This window comes from Pseudomonas sp. MF08817 (genome assembly GCF_059862705.1).
Map to the genome: position 1 here is coordinate 25,663 of NZ_JCBCUY010000031.1, position 13,099 is coordinate 38,761.

Consider the following 13,099-nt stretch of genomic DNA (forward strand, 5'->3'; position numbering starts at 1 on the left):
TTTCTACCTCAGTTTCAGGGTGGCAAGGCCGAACAGCACCAGAATCACGGTGATGATCCAGAAACGGACGATCACACGCGGCTCGGGCCAGCCCTTGAGTTCAAAGTGGTGGTGGATCGGCGCCATGCGAAACACCCGGCGGCCGGTCAATTTGAAGGAGGCGACCTGAATCACCACCGACAGGGTTTCCATCACGAACACGCCGCCCATGATGAACAGCACGATTTCCTGGCGCACGATCACCGCGATGGTGCCCAGGGCCGCGCCCAGCGCCAGCGCGCCGACGTCACCCATGAACACTTGCGCCGGGTAGGTGTTGAACCACAAAAAGCCCAGGCCGGCGCCGATCAGCGCGCCGCAGAACACGATCAGCTCGCCGGCGCCCGGCACGTAGGGGATCAACAGGTATTCAGCGAATTTCACGTTGCCCGACAGGTAGCAAAAAATCCCCAGCGCGCCGCCCACCATCACGGTCGGCATGATCGCCAGGCCATCGAGGCCGTCGGTCAGGTTGACCGCGTTGCTCGAGCCGACGATCACGAAGTAGGTCAGCACGACGAAGCCCGCGCCCAGGGGGATGCTGATGTCTTTGAGCATCGGCAGGATCAGGGTGGTTTCCACCGCGCTTGGCGCAGTCATATAAAGGAAGACCGCAGCGCCCAGGCCGAACACCGATTGCCAGAAGTACTTCCAGCGGCTCGGCAGGCCTTTGGAGTTCTTCTCGATCACCTTGCGGTAGTCATCCACCCAACCGATGGCGCCGAACAACAGTGTCACCAAGAGCACAACCCACACGTAGCGGTTGCTCAGATCGGCCCACAACAGGGTGCTGATGCCGATGGAAGACAGGATCAATGCGCCGCCCATGGTCGGCGTACCGGATTTGGACAGGTGCGACTGCGGCCCGTCGTTACGCACCGACTGGCCAATTTGCAGGTTTTGCAGGGTACGGATCATCCACGGGCCCAGGCACAACGACAAGGACAGCGCGGTCAGTACCCCGAGAATCCCGCGCAGGGTCAGATACTGGAAGACCGCGAAGCCTTTGTGGAACTGTTGCAGATACTCCGCTAGCAGCAGCAGCATTAATGTTTCTCCCCGCTCGGGCCACACAAAGCCGCAACGATGTTTTCCATCGCCGCGCTGCGCGATCCCTTAATCAAAATGGTGGTGTTTGGGTCCTGCTCGGCGCCCAGGGCGGCAATCAACTCAGCCTGGGTGGCGAAATGACGGGCCTGCGGGCCAAAAGCCTGTACCACGTGAGCCATCAGCGGGCCCACGGCGTATAGGGTCGAAACCTTGCCGGCGGCATAGGCGCCCACGTCGTGGTGGCCCTGCTGCGCCCAGTCACCCAATTCGCCGATATCGCCGAGCACCAGGACGGTGCGCCCGGAAAAGCCGGCGAGTATATCAATGGCGGCGCACATTGAGGTGGGGTTGGCGTTGTAAGTGTCATCGATCACACGCATGCCGTTGCGCGCCAGTTGCGCAACCGTGCGGCCCTTGACCGGTTGCACCGCGCCCAGGCCGGTGGCGATGCCAAACAGCGACACACCCAAGGCATGGGCGGCAGCGGCGGCGGCCAAGGCATTGGCGATGTTATGGGTGCCGAGCAGGTTCAGTTGCACCCGCTCGCTGCCATCGGGCGCGTGCAGGGTGAACGCCGGGCAGCCACGAGCATCGAGGCTCATGTCGCTGGCATGGAAATCGGCGGCGCTGTTGCTCAGGGCAAAACTCAGCACCCGGCGTGCGCCGGCGCGGGCCTGCCAAATGGCGAAGGCTTTGTCGTCGCGGTTGAGCACGGCGATACCGTCGGCCTGCAGGCCTTCGATGATCTCGCCTTTGGCCTCGACGATTTTTTCCGGGCCGCCAAACTCGCCGACGTGGGCTGTGCCGGCATTGTTGAGCACGGCAACGTGGGGCCGGGTCATGGCCACGGTGTAGGCGATCTCGCCGAGGCGCGAAGCGCCCAGTTCGATGACGGCCGCGGTGTGTTGCGGGGCCAGTTCGAGCAGGGTCAATGGCACGCCCAGGTCGTTATTCAGATTGCCGCGGGTCGCGTGCACGGGCCCGCGGGTGCGCAGGATGCTGGCGAGCATTTCCTTGACCGTGGTCTTGCCGCTGGAGCCGGTGATGGCCACTACCGGGTGGGTGTACGCCGCACGGTTCAGGGCACCCAGTTGGCCCAGGGCCACGCGGGCGTTGGCCACCAGCAACTGCGGGATCGCGCTGTTGGCCACTTCCCGCTCCACCAAGGCTGCGACCGCGCCTTTGGCGGCCACTTGATTGAGGTAATCGTGGCCGTCGAAACGCGGCCCGATCAGGGCGACGAACAACTGGCCCGCAGCGATGGCACGGCTGTCGATGCTCACACCGTCAAAGCGTGCATCGGCGCCCAGCAGGCGGCCGCCCAGCACCGCGGCGACTTCGCTCAGCAACAAGGCTTTAAGCATGGGCCACCTCCCACGCGGCCAAGGCGCGTTCGGCCTCCACTAGGTCGGAGAAGGGCTGGCGTTCGCCGTTGATTTCCTGATAGTCCTCGTGACCTTTGCCGGCCAAAACAATCACGTCATCGGCGCTGGCACCGGCGATCAACTGGGCAATGGCCACACCACGACCGGCGACAAAGGTGACGTTATCCACCGCCGTGAAACCGGCGCGGATGTCCGCGAAAATCTGCGCGGGGTCTTCGCTGCGTGGGTTGTCGTCGGTGACGAGCACGCCGTCGGCCAAGCGTTCGACGGTGGCCGCCATCAACGGCCGTTTGCCGCGATCACGGTCACCGCCACAGCCGAACAGGCACAGCAACTGGCCCTTGGCGTGGGGGCGCAGGGCCATCAATACTTTTTCCAAGGCGTCCGGGGTGTGGGCGTAGTCAACCACCACCAGCGGCCGCGCCCCGCCACCCAGGCGCTGCATGCGCCCAACCGGGCCTTCGAGCTTGGGCAGAACCCGCAGGATTTCATCCAGTGGGTAATCCAGGCCGAGTAAGGCGCCAATCGCCGCCAGCACGTTGCTCAGGTTGAAACGCCCCAGCAGGGTGCTGCGCAAATGGTGCTCGCCCTGGGGCGTGACCAGGGTGGCGCGCACGCCTTCATCGTCGAAGTGGGCTTCGCGGCAATAAAGGTAGGCGCTCGAATCTTCCAGGCTGTAGCCGATCAGGCGCGAATCCTGCGGTTGCGCCGCCAGTTGCCGGCCGAATGCGTCGTCCAGGTTGATGACCCGGCAGCGCAAGTCGTTCCAGGCGAACAGCTTGGCCTTGGCTTGGCCATAAGCCTGCATGGTGCCGTGGTAATCCAGGTGATCGCGGGACAGGTTGGTCAACACTGCCACGTCGAACGCCAGGGCGCTGACCCGGCCCTGATCCAACCCGTGGGAAGACACTTCCATGGCCACAGCCTTGGCCCCGGCCTTTTTCAGGTCCGCCAGGGTGGCTTGCACGGCAATCGGGTTGGGCGTGGTGTGCAGGCCGCTTTGCAGCGCGCCGTAGAAACCGGTGCCCAGGGTGCCGACGATGCCACAGTGCTGGCCCAACAGGTCCAGGGCCTGGGCCACCAATTGGGTCACGCTGGTTTTGCCGTTGGTGCCGGTGACGCCCACCAGGTTCAGGTGGCGGCTCGGCTCGCCGTAGAAACGCCCGGCGATATCGGAAAGCTGCGCCGCCAAGCCCTTGACCGGGATCAGCGGGACATCGGTGATCGGCAACACGGTGGCGCCTTCGACCTCATAGGCCACCGCCGCCGCACCGCGTTGCAAGGCATCGGCGATGTGGGCACGGCCGTCGAGCTTGCCGCCCGGCACCGCGAGGAACAGGTCGCCGGCGCGCACGTGGCGGCTGTCGAGGGTCAGTTCACGAATCAGCAGATCATGGCCGGCATGGGCGAAAATCTTGTTTAGGCTAAGAGACATCAGCCGCGCCCTCCATTGGCTTGTACAGGTACTACCGGTGCCGTGGCCGCTTGCTGCGTGGCCGGCAGGTTATCCGGGGTGATGTTCATCAGGCGCAGGGTGCCGGACATCACTTTGCTGAACACCGGCGCCGAAACCAGGCCACCGAAGTAGCCGGCCTTGCTCGGTTCGTCGATGACGACAACGATGGCGTAGCGCGGGTCACTCATGGGGCCGAAACCGGCGAACAGCGAACGGTAGGAATTCTCGGCGTAGCCCTTGGTGCCCACGGAGGTCTTGCGCGCGGTACCGGACTTGCCCGCCACGTGATAGGCCGGCACTTGCGCACGGAACACGCCGCGCGGGGCCTCGATCACCTGCTGCAACATGCCCTGGATGGTCTTGGCGACGTGCTCCGGGATCACCTGGGCGGTGTCTGGGGCCTTGTCGGTCTTAATCAGGGTCAGCGGCGCCATGCGACCGTTGTTGGCCAGGACCGAGAAGGCGTGAACCAGTTGGATCGCGGTCACCGACAAGCCGTAGCCGTAAGACAGCGTGGCCGTTTCGGCCTTGCGCCATTCGCGGTAGTTGGGCAGGTTGCCGACACGCTCACCCGGGAAACCCAGGCCGGTGTCCTGGCCCAGGCCGATTTTTTGTGCCAGGCGGAAAATGCTCTCGCCGCCGATATCGAAGGCAATCTTGCTCATGCCCACGTTACTGGAGTTAATCAGGATGCCTGTGAGGTCAAGCACCGGGCCTTCGGTCCTGGACACGTCACGGATGGTGTATTTGCCCAGTTGCAGCGTGCCCGGATACACCTCGACTTTGTCGCTGGGCTTCCAGCGCCCACTTTCCAGGGCCGCGCTCATGGAGATCGCTTTCATGGTCGAACCCGGCTCGAACACGTCGATCATGGCGCGGTTGCGCATCATCGCCGGTTGCAGGTTGCGACGGTTGTTGGGGTTGTAGGTCGGCTGGTTGACCATGGCCAGGATCTCGCCGGTCTTGACGTCCATAATCACCAGGCTACCGGCCTTGGCGCCGTTATCGACGATGGCGTTGCGCAGCTCGCGGTTGGCCAGGTATTGCAGGCGCAGGTCAATCGACAACGCCAAGGGCTTACCGGCCTTGGCGTTTTTGGTGACCTGGACATCCTTGATTAACCTGCCGCGCCGATCCTTGATGACTTGGCGCTTGCCGGCGACACCGGCCAGCCATTCGTCATAGGCCAACTCCACGCCTTCGCGCCCGCGATCATCGATGTCGGTAAAGCCGACCATATGGGCGGTGACTTCTCCGGCAGGGTAAAAGCGGCGGAACTCTTCGATGCCATACACGCCCGGCACTTTCAGATCGAGCACGCTCTGGCCCTGCTCGGGGGTAAGGCCGCGCACCAGATAGATGAATTCTTTATTGGCCTGGGCTTGCAGGCGCTCGGACAACACCTTCGGGTCCTGCCCCAATGCCGCCGCGAGGGACGGCCACTGGGCCTTGGCCTGCTGCATTTCCTTGGCGTTGGCCCACAGGGTGGTCACCGGAGTGCTGACGGCCAGGGGCTCGCCATTGCGGTCTGTAATCAGCCCGCGGTGCGCCGGGATAGGGATGTGCCGCACGCTGCGCGCATCGCCCTGACCCTTGAGGAACGCACGGTCGACCACTTGCAGGTCGACGATACGCCAGGCGATCGCGCCCACCATCAGTGCCAGCAACCCCAGCACCACGCGGAAACGCCACGGATAGAGCGCGCCCTCGAGTTTCATCATGGCGCCACCATGCGCACTTCTGCCGCGCCGGGAATGCGCATTTTCAGTTGCTCGGTGGCCAGCACTTCAATACGGCTGTGGGCGGTCCAAGTGCTTTGCTCGAGGATCAAACGCCCCCATTCGGCCTGAGCTTTGTCGCGTACGCTCAACTCTCCGTACAGGGTGTTGAGCAACTGGCGATTCCAGTGGGCGCTGTAAGACACAGCAATCGCCGAGACGAGCACGCCAATGAACAGCAGCAGCATGAAAAAGCTTCCGCCGGGCAGGGGCTTGGCGAAAAGCCTGCTCACCGCAGCTTCTCCGCGACGCGCATGACCGCGCTACGGGCGCGCGGGTTGGCCTTGAGTTCGGCTTCACCCGCGAACTGCGCCTTGCCATGGACTTTGATTTTTGGCACGAACGCTTCAAAGCGTACAGGCAGGTTACGCGGCAGGTTGTCCGATTCGCCCTTGACCAGTTTGCGCATGAACAGTTTGACGATGCGGTCTTCCAGGGAGTGGAAGCTGATAACGACCAGGCGCCCGCCCACCTCCAGGGACTCCAATGCGGCTTCCAGGCCGGTCTCCAGGTCGCCCAACTCGTTGTTGACGTGGATGCGCAGGCCCTGAAACGCGCGGGTAGCGGGGTTCTTGCCCTTTTCCCAGGCAGGGTTGGCGACTTTCAGTACTTCGGCCAGGTCGGCAGTGCGTTCGAACGGCGTGATATCGCGGCGCTCGGCCACGGCACGAGCCATACGCCCGGAAAAGCGCTCTTCGCCGTATTCCTTGAAGACACGGGCGATTTCTTCCACGGGTGCGGTATTGACGAACTCGGCAGCACTGACCCCGCGCGACGGGTCCATGCGCATGTCGAGGGGGCCATCGTTCATGAAGCTGAAGCCGCGCTCCGGGTCGTCCAGCTGCGGCGACGACACGCCAAGGTCCAGCAGCACGCCGCTGACCTTGCCGGCCATGCCGCGCTCGGCCACTTCGGCACCCAACTCGGCAAAACTGCGCTGCACAATGACAAAGCGGCCGTCTTCGGCCGCTAGCGCTTGCCCTGTGGCAATCGCTTGAGGGTCCTTGTCGAACCCCAGCAGCCGTCCCTCTGGCCCAAGGTGGCTGAGGATCAAGCGGCTGTGCCCACCGCGCCCGAACGTGCCATCCAAATAGCAGCCATCAGCACGTACGGCGAGAGCCTCGACGGCTTCGTCAAGCAGTACGGTGATGTGGTTAAAGCCGCTATCAATAGTCACAGGATCAAATCACGCAGTTCATCAGGCATGGCGCCCGGTTGTTGAATGGCAGCCAGGTCAGCGGCAGAAACCGCATCCCAGGCATCTTCGTCCCATAACTGGAACTTGTTCAGTTGGCCCACCAGCATGGCGCGCTTATCGAGCTTGGCGTATTCGCGCAAACGGGGCGGAACCAGGAAACGGCCACTGCCATCGAGCTCCAGATCCACGGCATTGCCAATCAGCAAGCGTTGCAGGCGGCGGTTCTCTTCGCGCAGAGAAGGCAGTGCGCGCAGTTTGGTTTCGATCAGCTCCCACTCATCGAGCGGGTAAACACATAAACAAGGATCAACGGCGTCGATCGTGACGATTAACTGACCGGAACTTCGCGAAACGAGCTCGTCACGGTACCGGCTCGGCATGGCGAGACGGCCCTTTGCATCGAGACTGATAGCGTTAGCTCCGCGAAACACGTCTGCGCTTCTCCAAATATTAGCGTTTTGCGCTCAAAAAACCCACTTCATGCCACTTTCCGCCACTTGCGCACACTATAGGAATGCGCCCACCACACCGTCAAGGCGCGGACTAAAGGAAAAGTCTTACAGAACGGATATTTAGGAGCGTAAAAGAAGGGGCAGCAGTAATTTGGCGGCGAATTACACCCATTAACTTCCATCAGCTCAAAAAGCTACGACCGGAAGTTAAAGTGATTTATTAAGAGTAAGATTTTTTCGGTATTACAAATGCGCTTCTGCTAGTGATTCCAGCAGGGAGGGAAAGAGGTGGAGAGTCGATCTGTAAGCCGGGTTCTGTCTTGAACAGTCATTCGTCTACGGTGGCCATCACTGGACACCTTTAGCAACCTACCCGGTTCCAGCGCGGGCCACGCCTTGGAACCCTATTTGGTCTTGCTCCGAGTGGGGTTTACCTAGCCACGAACTGTTGCCAGACGTGCGGTGCGCTCTTACCGCACCTTTTCACCCTTACCGGCACCGAAGTGCTTAGGCGGTTATTTTCTGTGGCACTTTCCGTAGGCTCACGCCCCCCAGGCATTACCTGGCACTCCGCCCTATGGAGCCCGGACTTTCCTCCCCCCCCTAATTTTCATAGAGGGCAGCGACTGTCCGATCGACTCTCCGCCGCGCAGGTTAACGGCACATCGCCCCAAGAACAAGGGCCAAGCACCTTTTTGCCTGACGCACCGCCCGGTTATTCTGCCTGCTGTTTGCTCAACGCCACCTGATACAGCATGTTCTTGCGCTCACCGGTGATTTCCGCCGCCAGGGCTGCGGCGCGTTTCAAGGGCATTTCCTTGAGCAGCAAGTCCAGGATGCGCATGGCTTCGCCGCTGATCGCCTCGTCGCTTTGCGGCGCGGTCCAGCCTGCCACCAGCACCACACACTCACCGCGCTGCTGGTTGCTATCGCCCTCGACAAACTCGCGCAACTGCGCCAGCGGCAAGCCCTTGAGCGTCTCGAAGGTTTTGGTCAGCTCCCGCGCCAGCAAGGCCGGGCGCTCGCCGCCAAACACCAGTTCCATGTCTTGCAGGCATTCGAGAATGCGGTGCGGCGCCTCGTAGAAGATCAGCGTGCGTGGCTCTTCCTTTAATAGCTCCAGGCGCGCGCGGCGGCCAACAGCCTTGGCGGGCAAAAAGCCCTCGAAGATGAACCGGTCCGAAGGCAGCCCCGCGGCAGACAGCGCCGCGATCAACGCACAGGCGCCCGGCACTGGGACCACATTGATGCCTGCTGCGCGCGCCTGGCGCACCAAGTGATAACCAGGGTCGGAAATCAGCGGCGTGCCCGCGTCGGAGATCAACGCCACGTCATCCCCTGCCAACAAGCGGGTGATGAACCGACTGCCCTCGTCGCGCTCGTTGTGCTCATGGCAAGCGGCCAGCGGCGTAGGGATACCGAAATGCTGCAACAGGCGCAACGAGTGGCGCGTGTCCTCGGCGGCGATCAGCGCGACGTCACGGAGGATTTTCAGCGCCCGCGCACTGATGTCGTCCAGGTTACCGATGGGCGTCGCCACCACATAAAGCGAGCCAGCAGCGGAATTCAAAGCACCTGGAGCAGTCAAAGCGCACACCTCTTGATCGACAAAAGCGCCATTGTAGCGCGTAGAGGTGATGAAAACGTGCCCCTGCAAAGGCTCGCGCAATGCGGTCGATTGTCATTTATGTGCCTATAACAGCCATGCACGACCTAAATTGACAGTTTGACGCCAGTAACATCGCGCCCCGGCCAGTGCTTGGGTACAATTCCACGCTAATTTGATCGAGTATCAGGAACACTTACATGATCGCTTGCCTGCGGCTGTTCTCTGCCCTCTGCCTTGCCGCCCTATTGGCCGCTTGCGCCAGCTCGCCCTCGTCCAGCCTTGGCGAACTCCCACGAACCCCGGATGCCAGCATCGAGCAACTGCTCGAACAGGCCGCCACCAGCAAAAACCCGGAAAAAGCCGCCCTATTGCGCCTCAGCGCCGCAGACCTGGCCTATCGCCAGGGCAATGCCGGTCAATCGGCGCAGATTCTGGCGCAAGTACCGTTGGACTCACTCAAACCCGGCCAACAGGTATTCGCCAGCACCCTTTCAGCTGAACTGGCCATGACTCGCAACCAACCCAAGGCCGCCCTCACCGCCCTGAGCCATCCGAGCCTGCAACGTCTGGGCGAAATGCCCACCGAGCAGCGGGTGCGCACTGGCAGCGTGCATGCTCGCGCATTGGAAGCCGACGGCCAGACCCTCGCTGCAGCACGGGAACGCATTACGGTTGCACCCATGCTCAGCGGCGAAGCAGCCGGCAAAAACCACGAAGCCATCTGGACCCTGATCGCCTCGTTGCCCACCGACCAATTACAGCCTGCCAGCCCCGACGATCTGGGCGGCTGGCTCAGCCTGGCCCTGGCGGTTAAGACTGCTGGCACGCTTGAGCAGCAACAAGCCGCGATCGATAGCTGGCGCGCCCAGAATCCAAAGCACCCAGCCGCCCTGCAACTGCCCACGCCACTGGTCAAGCTCAAGGAACTGGCTAGCCAGCCTCTGAACAAAATCGCCCTGCTGTTACCTCAGGATGGCCCCCTGGCGTCCGTGGCCAAGGCATTGCGCGAAGGTTTCATGGCGGCGCACTACCAAGCCCTGCAAGCCGGCCAGAAGCCACCTAGCGTTCAGTTCTATGACAGCTCGCGCCTGACCTCCCTGGACGAGTTTTACCGCAAGGCCCAGGCCGACGGCGTGCAACTGGTGATCGGCCCGCTGGAAAAACCACTGGTCAAACAGCTCAGCGCTCGCCCGCAACTGCCTATCACCACCCTCGCCCTGAACTACAGCGAAGGCGATCAAGGCCCGGCGCAACTGTTCCAGTTTGGCCTCGCCGCTGAAGACGAGGCGCGCGAAGTTTCGCAACGCGCCCGTGCTGATGGCTTGCAGCGTGCCGCCGTGATGGTGCCTAAAGGCGAATGGGGCGACCGTGTGCTCAAGGCGTTCCGCCAGGATTGGGAAGGCAATGGCGGCTCCGTGCTCGGCGTCGTGCGTGTCGACCAACCGGTGGCCCTGGCCCAGCAAATCGCCGACCTGTTCCAGTTGCGTCAGAGCGAAGGCCGGGCCAAGAGCCTGCAGAGCACCGTTGGCTCGCAAGTCGCGGCGCAACCGGCACGCCGCCAGGACATCGAGTTCATCTTCCTGGCCGCCACGCCGCAACAAGCCCAGCAGATCAAACCGACCCTGAACTTCCAGTACGCTGGCGATGTGCCTGTGTACGCCACGTCCCATGTGTTCAGCGCCAGCGGCGATCAAAACCAATACAACGACATGAATGGCGTGCGCTTCTGCGAAACGCCATGGCTGCTCGACGCCAACGACCCCCTGCGTCGCCAAGTCGCCGCGCAATGGCCACAAGCCGGCGGTAGCCTGGGTCGCCTGTACGCCATGGGCGTAGATGCCTACCGTTTGGCACCACGTCTGGGCCAGCTCAAGGCACTGCCTGACAGCCGCATCGAAGGCGCTTCCGGCAGCCTGACCATGACCCCTTCGCAGCGGGTTCAGCGCCAGTTGCCCTGGGCTCAGTTTGTCAGCGGCCAGGTCCAGCGCCTGCCCGACACGCCGCGCTGATGCCCGAGCGCTCACACCAGCAAGATGGAAGAGATGCCGAGAACCACGCGCTCCGGCATCTCCAGCAACAGGGCCTGCGCCTGCTGGCGCAGAACTGGCTGTGCAAGCGCGGTGAGCTTGATCTGGTCATGCTTGATGGCGATACAGTAGTATTCGTCGAAGTTCGCTACAGAAAGAACACCCAATGGGGTGGTGCGCTTGGCAGTATCGATGAGCGCAAGCGTCAGAAACTGATCCTCGCCGCGCAGTACTTTTTACAAAGCGAGTCACGCTGGGCAGATCACCCCTGCCGCTTCGACGTGGTCGCGATAGACAGCACCACCGGCTCGGCACCAGCCTTGAACTGGCTGCAAAACGCCTTTGACAGCTGACCCGGGCACCCAGGCCAAGCCGACAATCTTCACTCGACACTTTTGCTCTTTGCTTTGCGGGCTGCACATTCATGTGCTGAAAAGCCGCGCTACTTAAGGTCACACAGATGGACATGCAATCGCGAATTCGCCAGCTTTTTCAGGCCAGTATCGATACCAAGCAACAGGCGATGGAAGTCCTTGCACCGCACATCGAGCTGGCCAGCCAGGTCATGGTCAACACTCTGCTCAATGAAGGCAAAATGCTTTCTTGCGGCAACGGCGGCTCCGCTGGCGATGCCCAACACTTCTCCTCCGAGCTGCTCAACCGCTTCGAGCGCGAACGCCCGAGCCTGCCAGCCATTGCGCTGACCACCGACAGCTCGACGATCACCTCGATCGCCAACGACTACAGCTACAACGAGATTTTTTCCAAGCAGATCCGCGCCCTGGGCCAACCGGGCGATGTGCTCCTGGCGATTTCCACCAGCGGCAACTCGGCCAACATTATTCAGGCGATCCAGGCCGCACATGATCGCGACATGATTGTCGTAGCATTGACCGGGCGCGATGGTGGCGGCATGGCTTCGCTGCTGCTGCCGGAAGATGTCGAGATACGCGTACCGGCCACCGTCACCGCACGCATTCAGGAAGTCCACCTGCTGGCGATCCATTGCCTTTGCGACTTGATCGACAGCCAATTGTTCGGGAGTGAAGAATGACCCCTTATCGCCTTGGCCTCGCGGCCTTGACCCTATGCCTGAGCATCAGCGGCTGCACCTCCGTGGTGAGCGCCAGCCGTGAAAAGCCCATCGAAGACGACCGTGGCACCCGCACCTTTGGCAGTAAGATCGACGACTCGCTGATCGAAACCAAAGTCGGTGTGAACGTGGCCAAGGCCAACCCGGACTTGGATAAGAACTCCCACATCGTCGTCACCAGCTTCAACGGCGTCGTACTGCTCGCCGGACAGACACCGCGCGCCGACCTCAAGGCCCAGGCCGAACAGGCCGCCAGCAGCGTTCAGCGAGTCAAGCGCGTGCACAACGAACTGCAAGTGATCGCGCCCTCTTCCCTTCTGGCTCGCCAGAATGACGCCTGGCTGACCACCAAAATCAAAACCCAGATGCTGGCCGATGCCAACATTCCCGGCTCGCGCATCAAGGTGGTGACCGAGAACGGCATCGTCTACCTGCTCGGCCTGCTGACCAAACAGGAAGCGGCCCAGGCCACCAACCTGGTGCAAGGCGTTTCCGGCGTGCAGAAGATCGTCAAGCTGTTCGAGTACATCGACTGACACCTGCAAACCTGGCGGCATTAAAAAAGGCGATCCATTTCTGGATCGCCTTTTTTGTTACTTGACCACTTTCAAGCTTGGCCGGCCACTGGGGCGCGGCGGTTCGCTATCGGGTGGCGGACCGTCATCATCCGGCTCCACGTCGTCATCTTCGTCCATGGACGAATCCAGGTCAAAAACCATGCCCTGGCCATTCTCCCGGGCATAGATACCCAGGATCGCCCCGACGGGCACGAACAGCGTGTGTGGCACACCGCCGAAACGCCCCTCAAAGCTGACCGCGTCGTTATCCATGTGCAGATGCCGCACAGCACTGGGCGACACGTTCAGGACAATCTGCCCGTCACTGGCAAAGCCTTGTGGTACTTGCACCGAGGGGTACTCGGAATTGACCAGCATGTGCGGGGTGCAATCGTTATCCACAATCCACTCATAGAGCGCACGGACCAGATAAGGTCGACTGGAGTTCATAGCGG

13 protein-coding genes and 1 other RNA gene are annotated in these 13,099 nt (G+C 62.0%); 4 read left to right on the top strand and 10 right to left on the bottom strand.

The genetic code is table 11. The features are described from left to right. Positions 1–3 precede the first annotated feature (3 nt). The 9 genes from mraY to rsmI all read right to left on the bottom strand — a co-directional run bounded on the left by mraY (position 4) and on the right by rsmI (position 8,928). The gene (mraY, locus tag AC19YR_RS18705; RefSeq protein ID WP_095106072.1) at positions 4–1,086 is read right to left on the bottom strand and encodes a phospho-N-acetylmuramoyl-pentapeptide-transferase; all 1,083 of its coding nucleotides are present in this window, start codon (positions 1,084–1,086) and stop codon (positions 4–6) included. Next, positions 1,086–2,453 (bottom strand): UDP-N-acetylmuramoyl-tripeptide--D-alanyl-D-alanine ligase, encoded by a 1,368-nt coding sequence (locus tag AC19YR_RS18710; protein ID WP_500599636.1) that lies wholly within the window; start codon positions 2,451–2,453, stop codon positions 1,086–1,088. Before AC19YR_RS18710 ends, mraY begins: the two co-directional genes overlap by 1 nt. Further along, the gene (locus AC19YR_RS18715; RefSeq protein WP_500599637.1) at positions 2,446–3,909 is read right to left on the bottom strand and encodes a UDP-N-acetylmuramoyl-L-alanyl-D-glutamate--2,6-diaminopimelate ligase; all 1,464 of its coding nucleotides are present in this window, start codon (positions 3,907–3,909) and stop codon (positions 2,446–2,448) included. The genes AC19YR_RS18710 and AC19YR_RS18715 overlap by 8 nt, the downstream gene beginning before the upstream one ends. Then, positions 3,909–5,648 (bottom strand): peptidoglycan D,D-transpeptidase FtsI family protein, encoded by a 1,740-nt coding sequence (locus AC19YR_RS18720; protein WP_176465034.1) that lies wholly within the window; start codon positions 5,646–5,648, stop codon positions 3,909–3,911. Before AC19YR_RS18720 ends, AC19YR_RS18715 begins: the two co-directional genes overlap by 1 nt. After that, positions 5,648–5,941, bottom strand: a complete 294-nt coding sequence (gene ftsL, locus AC19YR_RS18725) for a cell division protein FtsL (RefSeq protein WP_095106063.1) — start codon at positions 5,939–5,941, stop codon at positions 5,648–5,650. Before ftsL ends, AC19YR_RS18720 begins: the two co-directional genes overlap by 1 nt. Further along, the gene (rsmH, locus tag AC19YR_RS18730) at positions 5,938–6,885 is read right to left on the bottom strand and encodes a 16S rRNA (cytosine(1402)-N(4))-methyltransferase RsmH (protein ID WP_371856204.1); all 948 of its coding nucleotides are present in this window, start codon (positions 6,883–6,885) and stop codon (positions 5,938–5,940) included. The genes ftsL and rsmH overlap by 4 nt, the downstream gene beginning before the upstream one ends. After that, positions 6,882–7,337: a division/cell wall cluster transcriptional repressor MraZ gene (mraZ, locus tag AC19YR_RS18735; RefSeq protein WP_019693566.1), complete on the bottom strand. Its 456-nt coding sequence runs from the start codon at positions 7,335–7,337 to the stop codon at positions 6,882–6,884. Before mraZ ends, rsmH begins: the two co-directional genes overlap by 4 nt. A 309-nt stretch (positions 7,338–7,646) precedes the next feature. Next, positions 7,647–8,000, bottom strand: an RNA gene (rnpB, locus tag AC19YR_RS18740) — RNase P RNA component class A. Positions 8,001–8,073: 73 nt separating this feature from the next. Next, positions 8,074–8,928, bottom strand: a complete 855-nt coding sequence (rsmI, locus tag AC19YR_RS18745; protein WP_176465033.1) for a 16S rRNA (cytidine(1402)-2'-O)-methyltransferase — start codon at positions 8,926–8,928, stop codon at positions 8,074–8,076. Between the two features lie 236 nt (positions 8,929–9,164). Here rsmI and AC19YR_RS18750 point away from each other — a divergent pair, with 236 nt between their 5' ends. The 4 genes from AC19YR_RS18750 (at position 9,165) to AC19YR_RS18765 (ending at position 12,623) form a co-directional block, all read left to right on the top strand. Then, positions 9,165–10,976, top strand: coding sequence for a penicillin-binding protein activator (locus tag AC19YR_RS18750; RefSeq protein WP_500599639.1), 1,812 nt, complete (start codon positions 9,165–9,167; stop codon positions 10,974–10,976). Further along, complete coding sequence (locus tag AC19YR_RS18755; protein ID WP_095106059.1) at positions 10,976–11,347, top strand: YraN family protein; 372 nt, start codon at positions 10,976–10,978, stop codon at positions 11,345–11,347. Before AC19YR_RS18750 ends, AC19YR_RS18755 begins: the two co-directional genes overlap by 1 nt. A gap of 107 nt (positions 11,348–11,454) precedes the next feature. Continuing rightward, complete coding sequence (locus AC19YR_RS18760) at positions 11,455–12,048, top strand: phosphoheptose isomerase (protein ID WP_095106057.1); 594 nt, start codon at positions 11,455–11,457, stop codon at positions 12,046–12,048. Continuing rightward, positions 12,045–12,623, top strand: a complete 579-nt coding sequence (locus AC19YR_RS18765; RefSeq protein WP_095106055.1) for a BON domain-containing protein — start codon at positions 12,045–12,047, stop codon at positions 12,621–12,623. The genes AC19YR_RS18760 and AC19YR_RS18765 overlap by 4 nt, the downstream gene beginning before the upstream one ends. A 57-nt stretch (positions 12,624–12,680) precedes the next feature. Here AC19YR_RS18765 and AC19YR_RS18770 read toward each other — a convergent pair whose 3' ends face one another. Continuing rightward, entirely contained in the window at positions 12,681–13,094 is a 414-nt protein-coding gene (locus AC19YR_RS18770; RefSeq protein ID WP_500599643.1) for a ClpXP protease specificity-enhancing factor, read from the bottom strand. Positions 13,095–13,099 lie beyond the last annotated feature (5 nt).

Excerpts from the sequence above, each read along its gene's own strand:
- AC19YR_RS18715 (WP_500599637.1), bottom strand. The coding sequence starts at position 3,909 with ATGTCTCTTAGCCTAAACAAGATTTTCGCCCATGCCGGCCATGATCTG.
- AC19YR_RS18720 (WP_176465034.1), bottom strand. The coding sequence starts at position 5,648 with ATGAAACTCGAGGGCGCGCTCTATCCGTGGCGTTTCCGCGTGGTGCTG.
- AC19YR_RS18765 (WP_095106055.1), top strand. The coding sequence starts at position 12,045 with ATGACCCCTTATCGCCTTGGCCTCGCGGCCTTGACCCTATGCCTGAGC.
- AC19YR_RS18755 (WP_095106059.1), top strand. The coding sequence starts at position 10,976 with ATGCCCGAGCGCTCACACCAGCAAGATGGAAGAGATGCCGAGAACCAC.
- mraY (WP_095106072.1), bottom strand. The coding sequence starts at position 1,086 with ATGCTGCTGCTGCTAGCGGAGTATCTGCAACAGTTCCACAAAGGCTTC.
- AC19YR_RS18710 (WP_500599636.1), bottom strand. The coding sequence starts at position 2,453 with ATGCTTAAAGCCTTGTTGCTGAGCGAAGTCGCCGCGGTGCTGGGCGGC.
- AC19YR_RS18750 (WP_500599639.1), top strand. The coding sequence starts at position 9,165 with ATGATCGCTTGCCTGCGGCTGTTCTCTGCCCTCTGCCTTGCCGCCCTA.
- AC19YR_RS18770 (WP_500599643.1), bottom strand. The coding sequence starts at position 13,094 with ATGAACTCCAGTCGACCTTATCTGGTCCGTGCGCTCTATGAGTGGATT.
- AC19YR_RS18760 (WP_095106057.1), top strand. The coding sequence starts at position 11,455 with ATGGACATGCAATCGCGAATTCGCCAGCTTTTTCAGGCCAGTATCGAT.